This window comes from Actinoplanes awajinensis subsp. mycoplanecinus (genome assembly GCF_001509495.1).
Lineage (GTDB): Bacteria > Actinomycetota > Actinomycetes > Mycobacteriales > Micromonosporaceae > Actinoplanes > Actinoplanes palleronii.
Genome location: NZ_LLZH01000344.1, coordinates 1 through 22,412 on the forward strand (window position 1 = coordinate 1; position 22,412 = coordinate 22,412).

General features: G+C 70.5%; 20 protein-coding genes and 1 pseudogene. 8 read left to right on the top strand and 13 right to left on the bottom strand.

Translation table 11 applies throughout. From position 1 onward, the window contains the following. The 3 genes and pseudogenes from ADL15_RS53810 to ADL15_RS49150 all read right to left on the bottom strand — a co-directional run. A pseudogene (locus tag ADL15_RS53810) lies at positions 1 to 955 on the bottom strand (hypothetical protein); the annotation flags it as partial. An 81-nt stretch (positions 956 to 1,036) separates the two neighbouring features. Beyond that, entirely contained in the window at positions 1,037 to 2,158 is a 1,122-nt protein-coding gene (locus tag ADL15_RS49145; protein WP_067707885.1) for a glycosyltransferase, read from the bottom strand. Then, a complete protein-coding gene (locus ADL15_RS49150; protein ID WP_067707888.1) occupies positions 2,148 to 3,128 on the bottom strand; it encodes a glycosyltransferase family 2 protein in 981 nt (326 codons plus the stop codon). Before ADL15_RS49150 ends, ADL15_RS49145 begins: the two co-directional genes overlap by 11 nt. Positions 3,129 to 3,359: 231 nt before the next feature. On the opposite strand from ADL15_RS49150, the gene ADL15_RS49155 reads away from it, so the two are divergent. Next, on the top strand, positions 3,360 to 4,457 hold the full coding sequence (locus tag ADL15_RS49155; protein WP_232345110.1) for an LCP family protein: 1,098 nt from the start codon (positions 3,360 to 3,362) through the stop codon (positions 4,455 to 4,457). A gap of 68 nt (positions 4,458 to 4,525) precedes the next feature. Next, the gene (locus tag ADL15_RS49160; protein WP_067707893.1) at positions 4,526 to 5,455 is read left to right on the top strand and encodes a diacylglycerol/lipid kinase family protein; all 930 of its coding nucleotides are present in this window, start codon (positions 4,526 to 4,528) and stop codon (positions 5,453 to 5,455) included. Positions 5,456 to 5,654: 199 nt separating this feature from the next. Here ADL15_RS49160 and ADL15_RS49165 read toward each other — a convergent pair whose 3' ends face one another. Continuing rightward, a complete protein-coding gene (locus tag ADL15_RS49165) occupies positions 5,655 to 5,960 on the bottom strand; it encodes a SelT/SelW/SelH family protein (protein ID WP_198171352.1) in 306 nt (101 codons plus the stop codon). Between the two features lie 256 nt (positions 5,961 to 6,216). On the opposite strand from ADL15_RS49165, the gene ADL15_RS49170 reads away from it, so the two are divergent. Beyond that, positions 6,217 to 7,317 (top strand): calcium:proton antiporter, encoded by a 1,101-nt coding sequence (locus ADL15_RS49170; RefSeq protein WP_067707899.1) that lies wholly within the window; start codon positions 6,217 to 6,219, stop codon positions 7,315 to 7,317. 290 nt (positions 7,318 to 7,607) lie between these two features. Here the strand turns inward: ADL15_RS49170 and ADL15_RS49175 are convergent, their stop codons facing one another. The 3 genes from ADL15_RS49175 to ADL15_RS49185 all read right to left on the bottom strand — a co-directional run bounded on the left by ADL15_RS49175 (position 7,608) and on the right by ADL15_RS49185 (position 9,585). Next, positions 7,608 to 8,135 carry a pyruvoyl-dependent arginine decarboxylase gene (locus ADL15_RS49175; protein WP_067707901.1) on the bottom strand — a complete coding sequence of 176 codons (528 nt, stop codon included), beginning with the start codon at positions 8,133 to 8,135 and terminating at the stop codon, positions 7,608 to 7,610. Between the two features lie 150 nt (positions 8,136 to 8,285). Continuing rightward, on the bottom strand, positions 8,286 to 8,711 hold the full coding sequence (locus ADL15_RS49180) for a MarR family winged helix-turn-helix transcriptional regulator (RefSeq protein ID WP_067707904.1): 426 nt from the start codon (positions 8,709 to 8,711) through the stop codon (positions 8,286 to 8,288). 4 nt (positions 8,712 to 8,715) lie between these two features. Beyond that, positions 8,716 to 9,585 carry an alpha/beta hydrolase family protein gene (locus tag ADL15_RS49185; protein ID WP_067707907.1) on the bottom strand — a complete coding sequence of 290 codons (870 nt, stop codon included), beginning with the start codon at positions 9,583 to 9,585 and terminating at the stop codon, positions 8,716 to 8,718. A gap of 37 nt (positions 9,586 to 9,622) precedes the next feature. Here ADL15_RS49185 and ADL15_RS49190 point away from each other — a divergent pair, with 37 nt between their 5' ends. Continuing rightward, a complete protein-coding gene (locus ADL15_RS49190; protein ID WP_067707910.1) occupies positions 9,623 to 10,522 on the top strand; it encodes an endonuclease/exonuclease/phosphatase family protein in 900 nt (299 codons plus the stop codon). Between the two features lie 4 nt (positions 10,523 to 10,526). On the opposite strand, the gene ADL15_RS54845 is transcribed toward ADL15_RS49190, so the two are convergent. The 6 genes from ADL15_RS54845 to ADL15_RS49220 all read right to left on the bottom strand — a co-directional run bounded on the left by ADL15_RS54845 (position 10,527) and on the right by ADL15_RS49220 (position 19,059). After that, positions 10,527 to 11,360: a hypothetical protein gene (locus ADL15_RS54845; RefSeq protein WP_067707912.1), complete on the bottom strand. Its 834-nt coding sequence runs from the start codon at positions 11,358 to 11,360 to the stop codon at positions 10,527 to 10,529. A gap of 285 nt (positions 11,361 to 11,645) precedes the next feature. Beyond that, the gene (locus ADL15_RS49200) at positions 11,646 to 14,426 is read right to left on the bottom strand and encodes an AbfB domain-containing protein (RefSeq protein WP_067707915.1); all 2,781 of its coding nucleotides are present in this window, start codon (positions 14,424 to 14,426) and stop codon (positions 11,646 to 11,648) included. 33 nt (positions 14,427 to 14,459) lie between these two features. Beyond that, positions 14,460 to 15,437, bottom strand: coding sequence for an ABC transporter permease (locus ADL15_RS49205; protein WP_067707918.1), 978 nt, complete (start codon positions 15,435 to 15,437; stop codon positions 14,460 to 14,462). A 2-nt stretch (positions 15,438 to 15,439) separates the two neighbouring features. Continuing rightward, on the bottom strand, positions 15,440 to 16,402 hold the full coding sequence (locus tag ADL15_RS49210; RefSeq protein WP_067707920.1) for an ABC transporter permease: 963 nt from the start codon (positions 16,400 to 16,402) through the stop codon (positions 15,440 to 15,442). Further along, positions 16,399 to 17,901 carry a sugar ABC transporter ATP-binding protein gene (locus ADL15_RS49215; protein WP_067707923.1) on the bottom strand — a complete coding sequence of 501 codons (1,503 nt, stop codon included), beginning with the start codon at positions 17,899 to 17,901 and terminating at the stop codon, positions 16,399 to 16,401. The genes ADL15_RS49210 and ADL15_RS49215 overlap by 4 nt, the downstream gene beginning before the upstream one ends. Positions 17,902 to 17,967: 66 nt before the next feature. Next, positions 17,968 to 19,059, bottom strand: a complete 1,092-nt coding sequence (locus tag ADL15_RS49220; protein WP_067707926.1) for an ABC transporter substrate-binding protein — start codon at positions 19,057 to 19,059, stop codon at positions 17,968 to 17,970. A 411-nt stretch (positions 19,060 to 19,470) separates the two neighbouring features. On the opposite strand from ADL15_RS49220, the gene ADL15_RS49225 reads away from it, so the two are divergent. From ADL15_RS49225 to ADL15_RS49240, 4 genes are read left to right on the top strand one after another with little or no spacing between them, the layout of a single operon-like run. After that, entirely contained in the window at positions 19,471 to 19,839 is a 369-nt protein-coding gene (locus ADL15_RS49225; protein WP_232345111.1) for a response regulator, read from the top strand. Continuing rightward, the gene (locus ADL15_RS49230; protein ID WP_269748452.1) at positions 19,739 to 20,245 is read left to right on the top strand and encodes a TadE/TadG family type IV pilus assembly protein; all 507 of its coding nucleotides are present in this window, start codon (positions 19,739 to 19,741) and stop codon (positions 20,243 to 20,245) included. The genes ADL15_RS49225 and ADL15_RS49230 overlap by 101 nt, the downstream gene beginning before the upstream one ends. Beyond that, positions 20,242 to 21,504, top strand: coding sequence for a TadE/TadG family type IV pilus assembly protein (locus ADL15_RS49235; protein ID WP_198171353.1), 1,263 nt, complete (start codon positions 20,242 to 20,244; stop codon positions 21,502 to 21,504). Before ADL15_RS49230 ends, ADL15_RS49235 begins: the two co-directional genes overlap by 4 nt. Positions 21,505 to 21,526: 22 nt before the next feature. Continuing rightward, positions 21,527 to 22,378 carry an RcpC/CpaB family pilus assembly protein gene (locus tag ADL15_RS49240; protein WP_067707934.1) on the top strand — a complete coding sequence of 284 codons (852 nt, stop codon included), beginning with the start codon at positions 21,527 to 21,529 and terminating at the stop codon, positions 22,376 to 22,378. Positions 22,379 to 22,412: the final 34 nt, after the last annotated feature.

Sequence of the window (22,412 nt, forward strand, 5' to 3'; positions counted from 1 at the left end):
GGATGAAGCCGCCGATCATGCAGATCGAGGCGACTCTGAGGGCGACCCGGGCCAGGCGCTCCCCGCGGCGCTTCGCGATGCTGCCCAGAATCAGGGCGATCACTCCGAAGATGAACGGGGAGAGCAGGACCGCGATGCCGCCGAAGATGAAGGTCAGGATGCTGAAGACCGAGCTCTGAGACCCGAGATGGGGCGCATAGCCGGGGTAGGGCTGCCCCGGATAGGGCTGGCCCGGATACGGCTGGCCGGGATACGCCTGGTCCGCGTAGGGCTGGCCCGGATACGGCTGGGCGGGGTAGGCCTGGTCCGGATACGGCTGACCCGGGTAGGGCTGCCCGGGATACGGCTGCCCGGCGCCGGGCTGACCGGGAGGGGCGTAGGCGCCAGGAGGGCTGTAAGGCGACGGCGGGCTGTAGGGCGGCGGGTATGCCGCCGCGTGATCGCCGGCCGGCGGGGAGTAAGGCTGAATGGGCGGCGAGGAGGGACTCTCAGCAGCCGGGGCAGCGCTGAACGGCCGGGTAGGCGTAAGCGGCGCCGCACCAGACGGCTGCGCCGGCGCCGGGTTCGCGCTGAACGGCTGCGTGGGAGAAGCCGGAGTCGCGCCGAACGGCTGCGTCGGAGCAAGAGGAGCCGAGGAAGCCGGAGTCGCGCTGAACGGCTGCGTCGGCGCAGGAGGAGCCGCGGGAGCCGGGGACGTCGGGCCGTCGACGTGCGGGGTCGCGTACGGGTCGCCGGTGGTCGGGCCGGTGAACGGGTCGACCGGGACGCCGTACGGAGCAGTCGCCGGGTGCGCCGGGTCGGTACGGCTGCCGCCCGACAGCGGGTCGGACAGCGACGACGCGGCCAGCGGATCCGGCCAGGCGGCAGCGGACGACGCGCCCGGGTCGGTACGGCCGCACGCCGAGCAGACGCCGTTCGCCGGTACGGCGATCGAGCCACAGAACGTACAAGTCATGGTGTTTCTCCAGGCGTCAGCTCGACGCCGGACCCGGGTGGATCGGCGCCACCGGCGGGCACCCCGACCGCGGGCCGTGGCTCACCGGTGGCTGGCAAGCCTAGCCGCCGCCGTCGACTCGTCATACAGCTCTTCCAGGCGACGCGTCTGCTCGACCAGGTCGAAATGCGTGCTCACCCGGCGGCGGGCCTGCACCCCGAAGCGGTGGCGCAGCTCCGCGTCGCCGAGCAGCCGGGTCAGTGAGCCGGCCAGCGCGGCCGGGTCCGCCTCCGGGATGAGCAGGCCGGTCTCGCCGTCGACGACCGCCTCCGGGATGCCGCTGTGCCGGGTGGCGGCGACCGGCAGGCCGAGCGCGGCCGCCTCCAGCAGAGTGGTCGGCAGGCCCTCGGTGTCGCCGTCCGGCGCGGTCTTCGACGGGCACGCCAGGATCCGGGACTCGGCGAGGTGCCGCTGCACCGCCTCGGGTGACCGGCTGCCCACGAACGTCGCGTCCACCCGCAGGTCCTCGGCCCGGGCACGCATCGCCGGCATCAGCTCGCCGTCGCCGATGAACAGCGCGCGCGGCCGCGGCGAGTGCATCGAGGCGAGCGCGGTGAGCAGGTCGTCGATGCCCTTCTTCGCGGTGAACCGGCCGACGAACACCACGTCCCAGCGCTTCGGCACCATCGGCACGGCCGGCGGCACGAGCACGCCGGTGTGGTGCACCCGCACCTTCGCCGGGTCGGCGCCCCACCGGACCGCCTGCTCGCGGATCACCTCGGAGACCGCGATGACCATGGCGGCACGGCGGAACACGGTCTGCAGATTGCGGCGGTACCGCACGCCCTTCGCGCCCGGAGCCGTCGGCTGGCGGGTGACGTCATGCCCGTGCACGGTCACCACCAGAGGCACGCCGAGACGCCCGGCCGAGTGGCTGACCAGCCAGCCGTCGCCACCGAAGTGCGCGTGCACGAGCTCAGGTCGTACCTCGGAAAGGGTCTGGAAAAGCCGGGGCGAAGCCCCGGTGAGACGAAGCCGCAGAAACCCACGGCCGTCCGGAAAAGCAATCACATCCTGGGTACGGGAGAGAGCCGACTCGATCCTGGTCGCGCCCACATAGGTCGGCGTCCAGCGGGCCAGGGCGTCGCCCTGACCGCGGATGAACGTCTCCGAGCCGGGCAGCATCGCGCTGCGCCAGATCGCGACACGGCGGTCAGTCGACATCGGCGGGGACCCGGTCGTCCTGCGGCTGCGGAGGGCTCTTCGGCCGGCCCACGATCAGGTCGCGCAACCGGTGCCGCATGCTCGGCGGCAGCGCCCAGATCTGCAGGTGCGTGAGGTAGTCGAGGGCGCCCGGGCGACCCTGCCCCCGAGCCTCGGCGAGCAGCTCGCGGAAGAGCTTCACGTCGCGGGTCGGCGCGGTCATCGAGCTGAGCACGCTGAGCGTGAACGCCGCGTACGCCCGCGGGGTGAACAGGTCACGGCTGGCCCGCAGCCACTCCAGCTGTTCGCGCCACGGGTTCTGCAGGCTGATCCGATCGCGGTCCTCGTCCTGGTGCCAGAGGACCAGTGGCTCGCTCGCGTAGATCAGCTCGGTGCCCGGCTCGCGCAGCGCCCGCAGCGCCCAGTCCAGCTCCTGCTGGCGGCGCAGGCCGACGGTGAACGGCACCCGGCGCCACAGCTCGGTGGACGCCAGGATGGTGGACGTCTGGATGAACCCGTCGCCGTAGAACAGGCCGCGGCGGACGGTGAAGTACTCGCTGATCGGCTCGCCCGGGGCGGGCAGCCGGCGTGGCATGACCGAGTCGGCGCGCGGCGTCCGGTTGATCATCCGGCAGGCGACGACCGGGTCCGGCACGCCGGAGGCCTCGGCCAGTCCGATCTGCACGGCCAGCTTGGTGGGCAGCCATTCGTCGTCGTCGTCGAGCATCGCGGTCCAGCGGCCGCGGGCGTGCCGGGCGCCGACGTTGCGGGCGTTCGGGGCCTTGCCGCGCTCCGGCAACACGATCACCTCGAGCCGCGGGTCGCCGATCTCGGCCAGAGCCTTCACGGTGGCCTCGTCGGGGCCGTCGACCACGACGATCACCTCGAGGTTCCGCCAGGTCTGTCCGAGTGCACTGCGCGCGGCGCGAACGGCCAGCTCCGGCCGGTTGCACGTCGGGATGACGACACTGACATCCGGTTCGGGGGACATGCCGCGGACGTTATGAGCCCCCGGCGGCGCGACAGTTAACGGAGATCGGCGGGTGAGGGGTTAACAGGCGAGCAACACGCGTACCCAAAATTTTCCTCGCGCCACGGCAGTCTTTCGCGGCGCCGCGCCCGTCTTCATGATTGGAAGTACCCCGGAGACGAGGAGCCGATCTTGCGCAGGACCAGCAGACGCCGACGTCGCTCACCCCGCTGGGCCTTCTGGACCGTCGTTGTGGGATCGGTGCTGCTGGTGGCCGGTGGCGGCAGCGCGGTGGGTCTCAAGGCCACGGTCGCCGCGGCCACCTCCGCGGTCGGCCAGGACGAGCTGCTCGGCTCGGCGAAACCCGAGCTGGAGAAGAAGAACGCCAGTCTGGACGGCGCGAAGAACATCCTGCTGGTCGGCATCGACCAGCGCCCCGACCAGATCAACGGCGAGCCGCTGCGGTCCGACTCGATCATCCTGTTGCACGTCAACAAGGACCATTCGAGCGGCTACCTGGTCTCCCTCCCCCGCGACAGCCTGGTCACCATCCCGGCCTACGACAACACCGCGCAGAAGTTCGCCGGCGGCCGCGCCAAGATCAATGCAGCGTTCGCCTTCGGCACCCGGGGGCTGAAGGGCAACGACGCGCTGAAGCACGGCTTCGAGCTGCTCACCATGACGGTGAAGGAGCTGACCGGGATCACTCCGGACGCCGGCGCGATCATCGACTTCCAGGGCTTCCGCGACGTGGTGAAGGTGCTCGGCAAGGTCTGCATGTACGTCGACACCGACACCACCTCGATCCACAAGGGCACCGGCAAGGACGGCAAGCCGGCCGCACCGTTCGTGATCAACCCGGACGGCACGCTGAAGCGCTCGATCCCGGGCGTGAAACCGAACTTCTACGCCAAGGGCGACCACTGCTTCACCCCGGCCGAGGCGCTCGACTTCGTCCGGCAGCGTGACCTGCTCGGGGACAACTCGCTGGACTACGGCCGGCAGCGGCACCAGCAGCAGTTCTTCAAGGCCATCATCAACCAGGCGCTGAAGGACGGCCTGGACTCGCCGACCAAGCTGCCGTCGCTGCTCACCGCGTTCGGCAAGTCGATGACCATCGACACCGGCGGGATCCAGCTGGCCGACTGGGCGCTGTCGCTGCGCAGCGTCAAGCCGGACAACCTGGTCACCATCAAGACCAACGAGGGTGAGCTGAACTCCGACTCGATACCGGGGCTCGGCAGCGTCGAGATCCTGAGCGACGACAGCATGAAGCTGCTGCAGGCGATGAAGAAGGACGACATCGACGAGTTCCTGCTGGGCCACCCCAAGTTCGTCGACCCGGCCTGATCGGGTCCCGCGCGGCGGCGGGTGGTGGCTCACAGGTGTAGCAGGGGTGTGGCGGATAGGGTCAGCGGGTGCGGAGCAAGCAGCGGCTCACCGAGGACATCCGGCGGGACCGACGGGCGGCGCTGGTCGTCAACACCCGGTCACGGCGGGGACGCCAGCTCTACGACGATGCCCGCGAGTCCCTGGTCGCCGCCGGGTTCGACCTGCTCGGCACGTATGCCATGGAGCACTCCGGCGACCTCGAAGGACTGCTCGCCGACGCGCTCGGCAAGGGCCCCGACCTGCTGATCGCCGGCGGTGGCGACGGGACGATCAGCACGGCCGGCCGGATGCTCGCCCACCAGGACGTCGCGCTCGGGCTGCTGCCGCTGGGCACCACCAACAACTTCGCCCGCACCGTACGCATCGAACCCGACCTGCAGGCCGCGATCGCCACCCTGGTCGACGGCAAGGTGATCGACGTGGACCTGGGCCTGGCCGGGGACATGCCGTTCACCAACCACGTCGGCATCGGCCTCTCCGCCGAGGTGATGATCAGCGCCCCGCCGCGGTTGAAGCGTCTGACCGGGCGGATCGCCTACCCGCTCACCGCGCTCGGGCTGCTGGCCCGGCACCGCCCGCTGCGCGCCACCATCCGGGCCGACGGCCGCGAGCTGCACTTCCACACCCACCAGGTGTACGTGGCCAACGGCGGCTTCCACGCCGGCCGGCCGATCACCGCGGACGCGCACGCCGACGATCGGCTGCTGGTGGCGTACCCGGTCGGCGGACCGTCCCGGCGCGAGCTGCTCCGCGAGACCGCCCGCAACGCCGCCACCGGCCACCGCCGCACGCTGCACGAACGGCCGTTCCTCGCCGTCCGCGAACTCTGGCTGGAGACCGACCGCCCGGCCCACGTCGAGGTCGACGGGGAACCGTGCGGCTCGACACCGATGCGGATCGCGGTGGACGCCAACGCCCTGCGCATCATGGCCCCGGCCGACAGCCCCGACCACTGACCCCCAGCCGAGCCCACCGAGTGTGTGAAGTTTCGGCGCGGAGCGCACCCAAACTTCACACACAGACCGGAAGTCACCAGAGCGTGGGGAGTTAAGGCGCGCTCCGCACCCAAACTTCACACACAAGCCGACAGCCCACCCTGCGTAGGGAGTTCAGGCGCGCTCCGCACCGAAAAATCACACGCACGTTGCCTCGGGATCAGGAAGCGGCTTCGGGCGCGGTGTCCTTGCGGTCGGAGTGGCCGAGGTCGCGGTCCGGGGCGACGCGGTCCCGGACCAGGCGCTTGAGCTGCGGCAGGTCGGGGAAGCCGTCGGGTTTGCGGTTCCAGAGGATCTCGCCGTCCAGGCGTACCTCGAAGACCCCGCCGATGCCCGGGACCAGCGCCACCTCGCCCAGATCCCGCGGAAACGTGGTGAGCAGCTCCTGCGCCAGCCACGCCGCGCGGAGGAGCCAGCGGCACTGTGTGCAGTACTCGATCTCGAGGCGAGGCGTCCGGTTCGTCACAACGACCGAGTATCCCCTCACCTCGCGGCGGGCAAATCACTGGAACGGCGTTTCCCCCCGGAGGAACGGAGCAGGCATGGTCAGCACTGCGGCCCACCGCCGGCACCACCCGCCCGAAAGCAGACCGCGACCCACCGCCGGCATGAGCCGGGCTCGGGCCGGGCGCTGACCGAGGCGCGCAATGCCGGTCACGTCGCCACCGCGGGAACTCGGCTGACAACAGGCAGCGACGCGGATCCTCTGGCAGAGTTGCCGGATGACACCCAAAACGCTGTCGTATCTGTCGCACTGGACGGTCTACGTCCCGGTGCTCGCCGTTGCCGCGCTCGTGCTGACGTGGGGCCGCGACCTGCCACCGCCGGCGGTGGTGCTGGCCGCCGCGCTGCTCGCCGGCGCCGTGCTCGCCGCCGTGCACCACGCCGAGGTCGTCGCGCACCGGGTCGGGGAACCGTTCGGCTCGCTGGTGCTCGCGGTGGCTGTCACGATCATCGAGGTCGCGCTGATCGTCACCCTGATGATCAGCGGTGGCGAGAAGACGCAGTCGCTGGCGAGGGACACCGTCTTCGCCGCCGTGATGATCACCTGCAACGGCATACTCGGCATCTCGCTGCTGGTCGGAGCGTTGCGGCGACGGATCGCGGTCTTCAACCCGGAAGGCACCGGGTCGATGTTCGCCACCGTCGCGATGATCGCCACACTCAGCCTGGTCCTGCCGAGCTTCACCACGAGCCGGCCCGGCGCGCAGTTCTCCCCGGCCCAGCTCGGGTTCGCCGCGTTCGCCTCGCTCGGGCTGTACCTGCTCTTCGTGGCCGTGCAGACCCGCCGGCACCGCGACTACTTCCTGCCGATCACCACGGCCGGCCAGGTGATCGACGCCGAGGAGCACCTGGAGCCGCCGTCGAGCCGGGCCGCGCTGACCAGTCTCGGTCTGCTGCTCGTCGCCCTGATCGGCGTGGTCGGCCTGGCCAAGGGCGTTTCGCCGGCCGTCGAGTCGGCCGTCGAGAGCGCCGGCCTGCCGCAGGGGGTCGTCGGTGTCGTGATCGCGCTGATGGTCCTGCTCCCGGAGACGATCGCCGCGGTCCGCGCCGCCTCCCGGGACCGCATCCAGACCAGCCTCAACCTGGCACTCGGCTCCGCGATGGCCAGTATCGGACTGACCATCCCGGCGATCGCGGTCGCGATGATCTGGCTGGACGGCCCGCTTCTGCTCGGCCTCGGCGGAACACAGATGGTGCTGCTCGCCCTCACGGTCGCGGTCGGCACGTTGACGGTGGTCCCCGGCCGCGCCAACGTCCTCCAAGGCGGCGTCCACTTGAGTCTTCTCGCTGCGTTTCTCTTTCTGGCTGCCAGCCCTTAAAGACCGCACGAACATCAAGATCAAGAGCTTGATGTCGTGCGTCCGCTGTGGTGCAGATCGTCGCTCCCGCCGGGACCCCTGCGGGCTCCGCTGGCCGCTGGCGCGTCCATGACGCGGAGCCCTCCGGGGCGACGTCCGTGGGCGGTAACGGTCAGAGCAAACCCCACAAGCACGAGGCCCCGCCCCGGAAACGGGCGAGGCCTCGAGGTGAAGCGGGATGCGCGGGCGTGAGACAAGGCGCGCGGCGTGGGAGGGCGCGCGGCACGGGACGGGCGCCGCGCGGCGTGGGGTCAGTTCATGCTGGGGGCGGTGGACGCGGTGGCGCCCTTCCAGGAGATGGTCTCGTAGGGGGCCAGGACCATGGCGCAGACCGGCGTGCCGTCCGAGACGACGCCGTGCACCACGTAGTCCGGGCCCTCGAACTCCTCCTCGTGGCCCTTCACCAGGTCACGCAGGCTCGCCCGGATCGACTCGGTGACGAACGCCTCGCTCGTCCCCTCGTGCTCGACGAAGAGCCCGCCCTGACCGTCCCGCCGCTGCACCCAGCCGATACCGGCCCAGGCCTCCTCGCCGGGCTGACTGGCGTGCTGCTCGGCGTAGACGCAGAACAACCGGTCACCCCACGCCCCGACCGGGACCGGCGCCTTGCCGCTCGCGTCGACGGTCGTACCGGGCGGGATGACGCTGGACAGCCGGACCAGGTTGTAGAAACCGCACTCCATGGCCACCAGCGCATCGTGGAACGCGCTCAGCGAGGTGGTTCCCCGCCCGATGGCGCGAACGACGGGGATCTGGTCGTAGACGACGGAGTCAGTCATGGGGCTCCTCGAAGCGGTAGAACGGCGGCGCGGGGGACTCACCCAGTGTGCCGAGTCCCCCACGCTGCGCCGATCCCCCGCAGAGACCGAGAGAAATGGCCGACCGTCACCTAAAGTCACGCACCGCGAAGCCGCCGTCCCGCGCACTGATCATTCCCGGTTGATCGAGATCCGGCTCACGTGCTCCAGCCAGCGGCCGATCACGTCCACCTCGGACGCCGTGAAACCAGCGATGAGCTGCTCGTTCAGGTCTCCGACCAGAACGTGGGCGCGGGCAACGGACGCGTGGCCGCGCGGGGTCAGGGAGAGCCGGACCGCACGGGCGTCGTCCGGATCCGGCGAGCGGGTCACGCAGCCACCGCGCTCCAGCCGGTTGACCAGACCGCTGATCCCGGACGGCGACGCGCCGAGCGCGGCGGTCACGTCGCCGATCAGCGCGTTCTCGTGCCCGGCGAGGTAGAAGAGCACGCCGGCGCCGGCCGCGCCGATCCCGGTGTCCGCGGAACGGGCGTCGATCCAGCGCCGGACCGTGCGGTCGGCGTTGAAGAGCAGGAAGATCAAACGAGGCAGGCGCACGCGGTCATCTTGACGCCTTCTCCGCGTGGGCCTGCAACCAGGCCAGCAGTTCCGGCCAGACCGTGTCCCGCACCGAGCGGCGCAGCAGCCCGTGATGCCCGATCATCGGCACCCCGGCACCGGCCGGTGTGTACGTCCGCCGCTCCACGACCGCCCCGGTCAGGTGCACGGTCAACGCGTCCATCTGGCCGGGCGTGGACCACGGGTCGTCCGAGGTGCCGACGGCCAGCACCGGCCCGGTGACGGTGGCGGCCCGTTCCGGCGCGCGCATCGACGGGTCGTCGAAGAAGTAGTTGCCGAGCCGGGCCCAGCGACCCCACTCAGCCATCGCGGCGGCCGGCAGGTCCTCGCCGAGCCCCAGCCGGCGGGCCGGGACGTAACCGAGGAGCCGCCCGAACGCCGGGCCGAGGACGTGCAGCATGAGCCGCACCCGCACCCGCTCGGCGAACGAACCGATGGCGCGCACCGCGGCCAGGTGCGACGCGACGATCACCGAGGCGGCCGGCTGTCCCGCCGCGCCGAGCGCGATGACGTGCCCGCCGAGGCTGTGCCCGAGGGCGAGCCGGGGCAGGCCGGGGAACCGCTCGGCGGCCCAGGTCGCCACGGCCGGGGCGTCGGCGCCGATCCAGTCGCGCATGCCCAGGTCACGGTGGTCGCGCGGGTGACCGGACCGGCCGGTGCCGCGATAGTCGTAGGTGACCGTGGCGATCCCGTGCTCGGCGAGGTAGCCGGCGAAGGACGCGTAGAAGCCCTGCGGGGTGGCGGTCGCCGAGTGCACGACCAGGACGGCGACCGGCGTCTCGGGCAGGAACAGGGTGGCCGTGACGGCGCCACCGGTCGCGACCGGGATCCGTACCGTCTCGCTATTTCGCATGCGAAATAAGATAGCGGACGACTGAAAGGATCACCCAGTGCCGATCCTGTGCGTTGCGCTACTGGCCGCTGTGATCATCGGGTTCCCCGGGCTGGTGCCGAACGCGATCGGCAACCTGGGCAGCCTGATCGAGACGTTCCTGCCGTGGTCGGTCCTGCTCGTGCCGCTGCTGCTCGTGATCGCCGGGTGGCGGCGGTCCCGGCTCGGCGCCCTCGGCACGCTGCTGCCGCTCGCGGTCTGGCTGGTCCAGTTCGGCGGGCACCTGCTGCCCCGGGACACCGGGACGCCGGAGCTGACCGTGGTCCAGCACAACGTCAGCGACGAGAACCCGGACCCGGCCGCGACCGCCCGCGCGCTGCTGGCCGCCGGACCCGACCTGGTCGGGCTGGAGGAGGTGCTGCCCGAGGCGGTGCCGGCGTACGCGAGCGTGCTGGACCCCGCGCTGCCGTTCCACACCGTGCAGGGCACCGTGGCGCTCTGGTCGCGGTTCCCGCTGACCGAGGCGGCGCCGGTGGACATCCGCCCGCACGACCTGGGCACGGACTGGAACCGTGGCCTGCGCGCCGTCGCCCGCGCTCCGCGGGGTGACATCGCGGTCTACGTCGCCCACCTGCCGTCGGTGCGGCTCACCGCGGGCGGGCTCACCTCGGACCGCCGGGACGAGAGCGCCCGGCGCCTCGGCGCGCTGATCAGCGCCGACCCGGTGCCGCGGCTGCTCGTGATCGGCGACCTGAACACCACCGCCGGCGACCGCGGGCTGCGGCCGATCAGCCGGTCGACGACCGCGCCGCCGGCCGATTTCGCCCTCACCTGGCCGGCCGCCGCCCCGGTCGCCCGGATCGATCAGATCCTGGCCCGGTCGATGACGGTGACCCGGCTGCGCGCCCTGCCCCGGACGGCGAGCGACCATCGGCCGCTCGCCGCCGGGATCGGGTGACGCGTCAGTACTGCGCGGGCGGCGGGGTCGCCTGCGCCTTCTTCTGCTGGAGCGCGATCAGCACCGTCGCGGCCAGACCGGCGATCGCGGCGATGACCAGCAGCCAGAGGCCGAAGCCGATGCTGACCTTGATCGAGGAGCTGAACGCCTTGCCGAGGCCGAACGGGTCGTCCTGGCCGCCGAACGCGTCCTTCAGCTTGTTGGCCGCCGACTGCACGTCGATGATCTCGTAGATCGCGATCACCAGGAGCAGGCCGGAGACGCCGACGCCGGCCCACGGGGCGTAGGACGGCAGCACCGGCTTGCCCCGCAGCGTGATGGCCGCGTAGGCGACCAGCGCGAGACCGAGCAGCAGGGTGAAGAACCCGGCCGAGCCGTCCATGCCGGACGCCGTCTGGGTGCCGGTGATCGGCGCGGTGACCGACGCCCACGGCATGAACGACGCCAGGAACGCGATGACACCGGCGCCCAGCACGGTCCAGGTCAGGGCGGGCTTGACCGGAGCGGCGGCCGGACCGGCGCCGAAGCCGGTGAAGCCGGGCTGGGGCTGGCCGTACCCCGGCTGGGGCTGACCGTAGCCCTGCGGCGGCTGACCGTAACCGGGCTGGGGCTGGCCGAAGCCCTGCTGCGGCGGCGGGCCGTAACCCGGCTGGGGCTGGCCGAAGCCCTGCTGCGGCGGCTGACCATAACCGGGCTGGCCCGGCTGCGGCTGGCCGTAACCCGGCTGGGGCTGGCCGTACGCAGGGCCGCCGGAGCCGGGGGCCGGGGAACCCGGGGCCGGAGGAACGGGACCGCCGTACGGGTGCTGCTCCGGCGGCGGGTTGTGGTCCTGGGTCATGACGCGCTCTCCTCGGTTATCTGCAGCCCGGGGCGCCGGATGGCGGAACGGACCTCAAGAACCAGCAATGTAGGACATGGTCGCTCACCGCGACCACCCGCTGTACCGACGATCACGGTCTATCCGGTTGTCCATGTCCGGCCTGGCAGTCGCCCTTGAGCAGCGCGAGCACGCTGTCACGGTATCGACAGCCGGCTATGGAGGGCCATGCGGATGTCACCGGGAGGCGGTAAGCCGACAGAAAAGTGCGGACGCCCACCGGCGCCCGCACTTCTCACCCTTCGATCAGGCCCAGCCGGTCACCACGTTCCAGCTCGCGTCGGCGGAGAGCGTCTGCGGCCGGTCCCAGCTCGATCCGGTGCCCGCCGCGGTCCAGGCCTGCGAGTCGAAGTGCCGCAGGAGCCGGCCCGGGAAGTTGATCGATTCGAAGGTCACCCCGACGCCGCCCAGTCCGCGGCGGGCGCAGAAGGTGGCGTCCGCCGCGAACAGCGCCGAGGCGTCGTTCGCCGCCAGCCGGATCCGGTTGTCGGCGTGCCGCAGGAACCGGCCCGGGTAGTTGACCGACTCGAACGAGTAGCACGACGAGTCGGACAGCCCGTGCCGCAGGGTGAAGGTGGCGTCCTGCTTCAGCAGCGCGGCGCTGCCCGCGTTGACCGACTCGGTCCAGCCCAGGTCACTGGCGTGCCGCAGGTACCGGTCGGTGTATCCCCACGTGGTGACCTGCAGCGAGCGCCGCACGTCGTACCCGAGGAGCACCGAACTGCGCCACTGCGCCGGGTTGGCGACGTTCCAGGTGGCGTCGGCGGCGAAGCCCGCCGTGCCGTCGTTCGCGGCCAGGTAGACCAGCTCCGAGGCGTGCCGCAGGAACGAGCCGGGGAAGTTGTACGACTCGAACGACACCCCACCGGCGGCCAGCCCGGCCCGCGTGCACCAGGTGGCGTCGGCCCGGAACGTCCCGCCGGTGTCCGCGTCGATCCGCGCCCGCCCGGACGCGTGCCGCAGGTACTTGCCCGGGTTGTTCACCGACTCGAACGAGTAGCAGCGCGGGTCGGCGAGCCCGGCCACGGTACGGAACGACGCGTCCTGCCGCGCGGTGTCCCCGCTGATCACGTCGGTCCGGGCGAGCGAGTCGGCGTGCCGCAGGTACCGGTTGGTGTAGCCGGCCGTGGTCACCTGGAACGACCGGGTGTGCCCGAGGGTGAGCGGCACGACGGCGTTCTGGTTCTTCGACGCGTTGATCAGGTTGGTCAGCGCGGTGCGCACCTGGCCGGTGTCCACCTTCTGGACCTGCCGGTCGTACGTGTAAAGGCCGTTGTATTCGCCCTCCACGTCGGTGATCTCGGTGTAGACGAAGCCGGACAGGCCCCGCGAGGTCATCAGCCGTTCGCTGTCCCGGATCATCCCGGTGAACCGGTCGGTGAGGTGTGCCGGGCTGGACATCTGCTCGTACGCGAAGTACTGCCCGTTCGGGCTGTACTCGTGGCCGGGCGTGCGCAGCCCCAGCCCGCCGAACTCGCCCAGGATCGACACCCGGGTCGCGGACGGCAACGGCGCCTCCGGGCCGGTGTACATGTGCCAGTCGATGATGTCGCCGGTGCCCGGGTCACCCTTGGACGCGCAGCAGTTGAAGCCACTGTGCGGGTTCATCAGCCGGGTCGGGTCGTACGCCTTGAGGTCCCGGGTGATCCGCTGGGTGTCGGCCAGGTTCCACTCGCCCCAGCCCTCGTTGAACGGCACGTAGGTGATCACCGCCGGGCTGAACCGGTGCTCGTCGATGATCTCGCGGGCCTCGGACTCGTACTCGGCGATCTGCGCCGCGGTCTTGGTGGCGTCCCCGCCGGACGGGATGTCCTGCCAGACCAGCAGGCCGAGCCGGTCCGCCCAGTAGTACCAGCGGGCGGGCTCCACCTTGATGTGCTTGCGGACCATGTTGAAGCCCAGGTCCTTGTGCTTCTGGATGTCCGAGGCCAGCGCCGCGTCGGTGGGCGCGGTGTAGAGGCCGTCCGGCCAGAAGCCCTGGTCGAGCGTGCCGGCCTGGAAAACGAACTCGCCGTTCAGGGTGGGCCGCAGCACGCCGTTGACCATCTTGGTGCCGACCTCGCGCATGCCGAAGTAGTTCACCACCTGGTCGACGGTGGCCCCGCCGGAGTCCCGCAGCGAGACCCGCAGGTTGTAGAGGTACGGGTCGTCCGGCGACCAGAGCCGGGTGTTCGGCACCGGGACGGTGAACTCGGTGGCGCCACTGGTCGTGGTCCCCACCACCGTGCTGCCGGAGAGCGCCTCGGCGACCACACTTGACGCAGTCCCCCGGGTGAACACCTTCACCCGGATGTTCTTGGCAGCGAGGTTGGGATAGATGTCGACCGAGTAGATCGAGGTGGTGGCGGTCGGCTCCAGCCACACCGTCTGCCAGATGCCCGAGGTGGGTGTGTAGAAGATGCCGCTCGGGTTGTTGGTCTGCTTGCCGGACGGCTGTTCCTCGCCGCGGCCGTCGGTCGGGTCGTACACCCGGACGACGATCTCGTTGGCGCCGGCGGTCAGCTGCGGGGTGATGTCCACCTCGAACCGGTCGTAGCCGCCCTTGTGCGTGCTCACCTGGGTGCCGTTGACCCAGACGGTGGACTCGTAGTCGACCGCGCCGAAGTGCAGCTGCACCCGCCGGCCGCTCCACGCCGCCGGGACGGTGAAGGTACGGCGGTAGAACATCAGGTCGCGGTTGTCGTTGCGCATGATCCCGGAGAGGGCGGACTCCACCGGGTACGGCACGTTGATCCGCTCCGGCAGGGTCTGCCCGATCGGCGGCGCGGCGTTCCGGTTGACGTTGCCACTGCCGTCGGTGGCCGGGTTCAGGAACTGCCACTCGCCGTTGAGCGACTGCCAGTCCGGGCGGGTCATCTGCGGGCGGGGGTACTCGGGTAGCGGGTTGGTGGTGGAGACCTGACTGGTCCACGGGGTGACCAGCGGCGGGGTCTTCGCCGGTGCGGCCGCTGCGGGCGCGCCGGTGACCGTGAGGCCACCGGCGACAAGCGCGAGAGCGGCCACCGTTCTGAGGACGAGGTGGCGCATCGAACTCCTTAGGGGGAGGCGGAGCGTCTTTCTTCAGGGGGATGGGGCGCGTCTGACCCGTACCAGATAGGTCTGGGCCACGACCACGGCGGCGAGGAAGCCGCCGCTGATCACCTGTTGCCAATTGCTGTTGACGTCGCCGACCTGGTTGATCAGGTTCTGGATCACGCCGAGCAGCAACACTCCGGCGACCGTTCCGGCGATGGATCCGGAGCCGCCGGTGAGCAGGGTGCCGCCGATGACCACGGCGGCGATGGCGTCGAGTTCCATACCGCTGCCGAGCACCGTGACGCCGGAGCCGAGCTTGGCCGCGTTGATCGCCCCGGCCAGGCCGGCCAGCAGCCCGGAGAGCAGGTAGACACCGATCTTGATCCGGCGGACCGGCAGGCCCATCAGCGCGGCGGCGTCCTCGCTGCCGCCGATCGCGTTCACCGCGTGGCCGAACCGGGTCCGGTTCAGCACCACGATGCCCGCACCGACCAACCCGGCCGCCAGCCACACCTGGTAGCCGACGCCGAACAGCGCACCGGTGCCCAGCTCGTGGAACGCGTCGCTGCGCACCAGGTAGGTGGTCGACCCCTGATCGCTGATGCTGCGCATCAGACCGCGCGCGCCGAGCAGTGCGGCGAGCGTGACGATGAAGGGCGCCATTCCGGTACGGGCGATGAGCACCCCGTTGAGCACCCCGATCGCCCCGCACAGCAGCAGCGGCGCGACCAGCGCGGCGAGCAGGCCGTACTGGGAGGCCCAGGCGGCCACCACGCCACCGAGCACGTAGAGCGAGCCGACCGAGAGGTCGATCCCGCCCGTGATGATCACGAAGGTCATGCCGAGCGCGATCAGCATCGGCGGGGCCGCGGCGACCAGGATCGTCCCGGCGTTGTCCGCGCTGCGGAAGCCGGGGAACGTGGCCAGGCTGACCACCACCACGGTGACCAGCACCGCGAGCGCGCCCTGGCGCTGCACCGCGCCGGCCAGCCGGGACGGGCCGGCCGGAAGGGGAACGGACATCGTCACCGGGTCCTCCTCTCCCGGGCCACGTACACCGCGACCAGGATGATCACGGCCTGGGCCATCTCGGTGGTGGACGGCGGGAGATCGTGTTTGATCATGGTGGCGACCACCAGTTGCATGAGCAGGGCACCGGCCACGGTGCCGAGCACCCGGACCCGGCCGCCGGTGAGCGGGGTGCCGCCGACCACCACCGCGGTGATCGCGGACAGCTCGATCAGCAGGCCGACCGCCGAGGCGTCGCTGGACTGGATCCGGGACACCGAGAGCAGGCCGGCGATCGAGGCGAGCACCGCGCAGAGCACGTAGACCCCGATCAGCACCCGCTTCACCGGCAGACCGGCCAGCTCGGCGGCCGGCCGGTTGCCGCCGACCGCGAGCAGCCGCCGGCCGAACACGGTGCGCCGGACCACGAACGCGACCACCAGGACCAGCAGCGCGGCGATCCAGACCAGCACCGGCACCCGGAGGAAGTCGCCGGAGCCCAGGTAGAGGAAGTCCTCGTTGCGGACGTCCTTGAGCTTGCCCTCGGAGATCACCACGGCCAGGCCGCGGCCACCGACGAACAGCGCGAGGGTGGCCACGATCGGTTGCAGGCCGACCTTCGCCACCAGGATGCCGTTGATCAGCCCGATCGCGGCGCCGGCCGCCAGCGAGGCGAGGATCGCGGCGACCACGCCGTACCCGAGGTAGAGCGGGATCAGCGCGGCGGCGAGCGCCATCACCGAGCCGACCGAGAGGTCGATGCCCTCGGTGCCGATCACCAGCGCCATGCCCAGCGCGACGATCACCACGGGCGCCGCCTGGATCAGCTGGATGCGCAGGTTGCTGAGGGTCAGGAAGTACGGCGTGAACACGATGTTGTAGGCGATCAGCAGCAGGATCGCCAGGTAGACGCCGTACCGGGGCAGGCCTTTGCGCAGCCGGCTCAGGTCGATGCCGGTTCGCAGGGCTTCGGTGGTCATGCCGCGGCCTCCGCGATCGTGGCCATCAGGTCCTCGGTGGTCACCCGGTCGCCGGTGAGCACACCGACCACCACGCCGTCGCGCAGCACCACGACCCGGTCGGCGCCCTCGACCAGCTCCTCGGCGTCCGAGGAGACCAGCACCACGCCGAGCCCCTCGGCGGCCAGCTCGTCGATCAGCGCCTGCACCTCGGCCTTGGCGCCGACGTCGATCCCCCGGGTCGGCTCGTCCAGCAGCAGCACCTTCGGGTCGGTGGCGAGCAGCCGGGCCAGCAGCACCTTCTGCTGGTTGCCGCCGGAGAGGTCGCCGACCAGCTGGTCCGGACTCGCCGCCTTGATCCGCAACCGGCTCATGTAGGTCGCCACCACGGCGTCGATCTTCTTGTCGCTGACCAGGCCGAACCGGGTCATCCGGGGCAGGATGGCGAGCGCGATGTTGTCCCGGACCGAGAGCCCGGCGACGATGCCCTCGGCCTTGCGGTCCTCCGGCTGGGTCGCCACGCCGGCCCGGACCGCGCGGACCGTGCTGGGCCGGGTCAGGGTCACCCCGTCCACCTCGATCGTGCCGGAGTCCACCGGGTAGGCCCCGCCGATCGCTTTGATCGTCTCGCTGCGCCCGGCGCCGAGCAGCCCGCCGAGCCCGACCACCTCGCCGGGCCGCACCTCGAAGGTGATGTCGCGCAGCCGGGGCCGGCTGGTCAGCCCGGTCACCCGGAGCACCGGCTCGCCGGTCAGCACGCTCTCCGGCGTCTCGGTGAAGCTGGTGAAGTCCTCGCCGAACTCGCGGCCGATCATCAGCGAGACCAGCTTGCGCCGCTCCAGGCCGGCCATCGTCCCGGTGTGCACCAGCTTGCCGTCGCGCAGGATGGTGACCGCGTCGCAGATCTTGTAGAGCTCGTCGAGCCGGTGCGAGACGTAGACGATGCCGATCCCCCGGGCGTGCAGGTCCCGGATCACCCCGAACAGCGTCTCCACCTCGCGCGGCTCCAGCGACGAGGTGGGCTCGTCCATCACCACGACCTTGGCGTCGACCATGACGGCCCGGGCCAGCGCGACCATCTGCTGCGCGCCGAGGGCCAGGGTGCCGAGCCGGTGGCGTACGTCGGCGCGGACGCCGTACCCGGCGAGCACCTCGGTGGCCTCGTGGACCATCCGGGCCTCGTCCAGCAGCCCGAACCGGTTGCGCGGCTCGCGGCCGAGGAACAGGTTGTGCGCCACGCTCATCAGCGGGACGAGGTTGACCTCCTGGTAGATGGTGGAGATCCCGGCGCGCTGGGCGTCCAGCGGGGTGGCGAACCGGGCCGGCTCGCCCTGGTACCGCAGCTCACCGCCGTCCGGCTGGTAGACACCGGTGAGCACCTTGATCAATGTCGACTTGCCGGCGCCGTTCTCCCCCACCAGGGCGTGCACCTCGCCCGGTTGCAGGGTGAAGGACACCCCGTCCAGAGCTCGTACGCCCGGGAAGTTCTTGGAAACGCCGGCCACTTCCAGCAGCGCCATGCGCCGCCCTCCTTCTGCCGGGACCGGTGCCCGGCCGCGCGGCCGGGCACCGATTGAGAGCGCTCTCTAGTACGCGCTGCCGATGTCGGTCTTGGCGTTGCTCTCGTCGTAGGCACGGTCCTGGATGACGACGTCCTGCCCGACCGGGCCGCCGGTGAAGAACGTGGTCGCGGTCGCGAAGGCGAGCGGGCCGAACCGCGGGTTCGACTCGATGACCGCGGAGACCCAGCCGTCGACGATGCCCTGCACCGCGCCCTTGGTCCCGTCGATCGACACGATCTTGACGTCGCCGGCCTTCTTGCCGGCGCCCTTCAGCGCGGTGATCGCGCCCAGGGCCATCTCGTCGTTCTCGCCGTAGATGCCGTTGATGTTCGGGTTGGACTGCAGCAGCTGCTCGGCGACCTTCTGGCCGTCCTCACGGGAGAAGTTGCCGGTCTGCTCGAACGTGATCTTGATGTCCGGCGCGACCTTGGCGATCTGGTCCTTGAAGCCGCTGGTCCGCAGCGTGGTCACGTTGTTGCCGGGCGCGCCCAGCAGGATCGCCACCTCGCCGGAGTTGCCCAGCGCCTTGGCCATCGCGTCGGCGGCCCGCTTGCCCTGCTCGGCGAAGTCCGACCCGATGAAGGTCAGGTAGTCCTTGCAGGCCGCTGCGTTGATCTTCCGGTCGATCGTGATGATCGGGACGTGCTTGGCGGCCGCCTTGGCGAACACCGAGTCCCAGCCGTCCGAGTTCAGCGGCGCGATGACCAGCAGCTGGACGCCCGAGTCGATCATCTGCTCGACGTCGCTGATCTGCTTGTTGAACTGCGACGCGGCGTTCGCGGTCTTGAGCTTGGTGATGCCCAGCTTGGCGGCCTCGTCCTTGATGGACTGCGTCTCGGCGATCCGGAACGGGTTCGCCTCCTTCTCCGACTGGGAGAAGCCGACGCTCGCCGTCTTCAGGTCGAGCTTGGCGGCGCCGTACTGGTCGGCGGTGCAGGTGGCGGAGCCGGCCGGGGCCGACGCGACCACCTGGGTGGCGGCCGGCGCGGCCGAGGAACCGCCGGTGGCGCCGGAGTCCTCGCTCTTGGCGCAGGCGCCCGCGCCGAGCAGGAGGGCGGCCGCGGCGAAGGTGGCGGTGATGGTGCGTTGACGCGCAGAACTGACGTTTTTGAACATAGTTCTCCCCCAAAGCCAACGGCTTCACACGCAAAAGTTAGTTGATCACTCACTTGTCCGATCAGGTTCCAACACATTCACCCATCGACGCTCTTTATCTGTCAAGACCCCGAACTGTAACCACGGCGAAACGTGACATCAGCGCATCGTGATCTTGAGGGCACCGACGGTGGGCGCCGGGAGCCCGCCGGCGGGGCCTGAGCGGAATGTGCGGCCGCAATTGGTGCTGGACGGCACGTATCACGTCGGAGAACGGGCGTAAGAGCATTTCCAGAATTCGCATCGCTGCCGACCGGCGGCTGGATAGCGTTAGTCAAGGCGGCGACCGGACGGTCGCCACCGAATTCCTCGTGCCGCGGGAGAGGAATGATGTGGAAAGCAACCGAGCGACAGGGTCCGGTCGTCCTTCTGGTGGAGGACGATGAGGATCTTCGTGAGCTCGCATCGCAAATGCTCGAGATGCGCGGGTTCGACGTGCTCGTCGCGAAAGACCCGGTCAGCGCCATCATGACCTGCCGGGTGCACAGCGGACCGATCGACGTGCTCCTCACCGACCTGGGCCTGCCCGGGGTTTCCGGAGGGGAGTTGGCCCGGTCGGCCTCCGAGGTCCGCCCCGGCATGAAGATTGTCTACGTCTCCGGCGTGCCGGAGGAAATCGCGATCAAGAAAGGGCTGATCCGTGCCGGATCGCCATTCATCGCGAAACCGTACACGGCGGACCGGCTGGCCGGAATGCTGCGCATGGTTCTCGCTCAAGGGGCGGGGAGTTCCGCGCGTTAAACGGCGGGCGCGGAACGACCGGGGTGTCGCCGCGCTGGAAACCGCCATCGTCATGCCGGTGCTACTGCTGATCATGTTCGGCATCATCGACATGGGCCGGATGCTGCAGCAGTTCATCCAGCTCACCGAAGCGGCTCGGGAGGGCGCCCGGCTGGGCGCCCTGAACGGGTCGGTCACCGACGTGAAGACCAAGATCAGCGGGATTGTGGGCACCTCGGTCACGCTGACCTACACCACGGCCACCGTCTGCACGGCCGGCTCCGGGATCGGCACCGACAGCAAGATCGTGGTGCAGCGCAGCTACGACCCGATCACCCCGCTGATCGCCCTGGTGCAGGTGGTCGGCGGGCAGAACATGGCCACGATCACCCTGTCCGCCACCGGCGTGATGTCATGCGTCGGTTGACCCGGACGGTGTGGTCCGCGCTCCGGCCGCCGCGACACGACGGCGAGCCGGACGACCACGGCGTGATCACCGCGCTGGTGGCGATCCTGGCCGGCACCGGAGTGCTGCTCGGCATGTGCGCGCTGGTGGTCGACATCGGGGTGCTCTACGTCGAGCGGGAACAGCTGCAGAGCGGTGCCGACGCCGCGTCCTGGAAGATCGCACAGACCTGCGCCAACACCCCGGCCAACTGCACCATGGCCAAGCAGCTGATCAACGCGCAGACGTACGCCAGCAACAACGCCAAGGACCTGATCAGCGATGTGCAGATCTGCCTGGTCTCCGTCGCGGCGACCGGTGTGGCGACGAATGCCGCCGGCTGCCCGTCCAGCGCGACCTGGAACACCCCGGTCACCTGCCCGCCGCTGCCGACCACCAGCGGGCCGTACCAGTACGTCGAGGTGCGTACCAGCACCAAGAACACCGACGGCACCACGGTGGTGGCGCCGATCTTCGGGCAGGCACTGCCGGGGACGCCGTACACCGGCACCACGATGGGCGCCTGCGCCCGGGTCGCCTGGGGCACCCCGATGACCGCGAACGCGTTCGCGCTGGGCATCTCCAAGTGCGACTTCGACCGGATGACCACCGGCGGCACGGTCTTCCAGGGTCTCGGTGCCCTGGATCCGCTGCTGCAGCAGACCGGTGTGTACGGCCTGCTCGGCGCGTCCAGTCCGGCCAACGACATGGTCACCATCGCCAACAACCCGCTCAACAAGTGCAACCCCACGAACATCCTGGACGGCACCCAGAAGGGCTGGACCTGGCTGCTCAACCAGGACATGAGCGCACCGGACAGCAACTGCATGATCCGGGCCAGCGCGTCGACGGCGACCACGGATTACTACACGTGGGCCGCCGGCGCGGTGATCGGCCTGCTCGCCGGGACGTCGCTGGCCTGCGTCAACGCGCTGGACAACAGCAAGAAGGGCCAGATCCTGATGGTGCCGATCTGGGACAAGGTGCTCGCCGTCACCAACCTCCTGCCGGCCCAGTACCGCATCGTCGGCTTCGCCCCGTTCGTCGTGGTCGAACGGGCCAGCCTGTTCGGCATCGTCGCCAAGCTGCCCGACCTGCTGTCGGTGGTCGAGCGGACCCTCTGCCTGGCACAGACCTGCATCTACGGCCACTTCACCCGCAGTCTGGTCGCCAACCACCTGCCCAACGAGTTCGCCTCCACCACGAACTTCGGGGCGACGGTAATCGGCCGCACCGGATGAGCCCGGCTGAGAAGGTGATCCCATGCGTCGCCGCGTCCTGATCCTGGTGGCCGCACTCCTGCTGGCGGGTATCAGTGGGCTGGCCGTCCTGTCCTACGCCCGCTCGGCCGACCGCCGGGCGCTCAGCGGCAAGGAGGGCACCTGGGTGCTGGTCGCCAAGCAGCGGATCCCGGTGAACACCAGCGGCGCCGAGATCCGCAGCCGGGGCCTGACCGAGCGCCTGCTGGTTCCCAGCGTGACCGTGCCCACCGGCGCGCTCTCCACCTGGGACGGCGCCCTCGACCGGCTGCGCCTGGCCGCCGACCTGCAGCCGAAGCAGCTGCTGATGAAGACGCTGTTCCAACCGGCCCCGCCGGCGCCGTCGCACACCGAGCGGATCCCGGTGCCCCGCAAGTCGCTCGCCGTCTCGGTGCTGCTCAACGTGGCGCCGCAGGTGGCCGGCAACATCACGCCGGGCGACCTGGTCGCGGTCTACTACACGTACGACGTGAAGGTCACCACCACGGCCGGCCAGTCGGAGACGATTCCGATGACCCAGCTGCTGCTGGCCAAGGCCCGGGTGATCACCATCGGGGAGTCGCTGCCGCTGCCGCCGACCACCCCGCCGCCCTCCGGCACCGGCTGGGTCACCCCCACGCCCGATCCGAGCAACTCCAGCGGCGCGGCGGCCGGCAACGTCAACCAGGCGATGGCCAGCAACGCGCCCACCGTCGCGGGCATCCTGCGGTACGTGGTCACCCTGGCCGTGAACGACAAGGACTCGCTGCGCCTGGTGCACGCCGTGCAGAGCGGAAAGCTCTACCTGGCGCTGCTCGGCCCGAACGCCACCTCCAGCGCCTACCCGGCCGTCGACACCAGCTGGGTCGTCAAATGAGCCGGCGTGCGAGCGAGCGGCGCCGGAGCGCAGC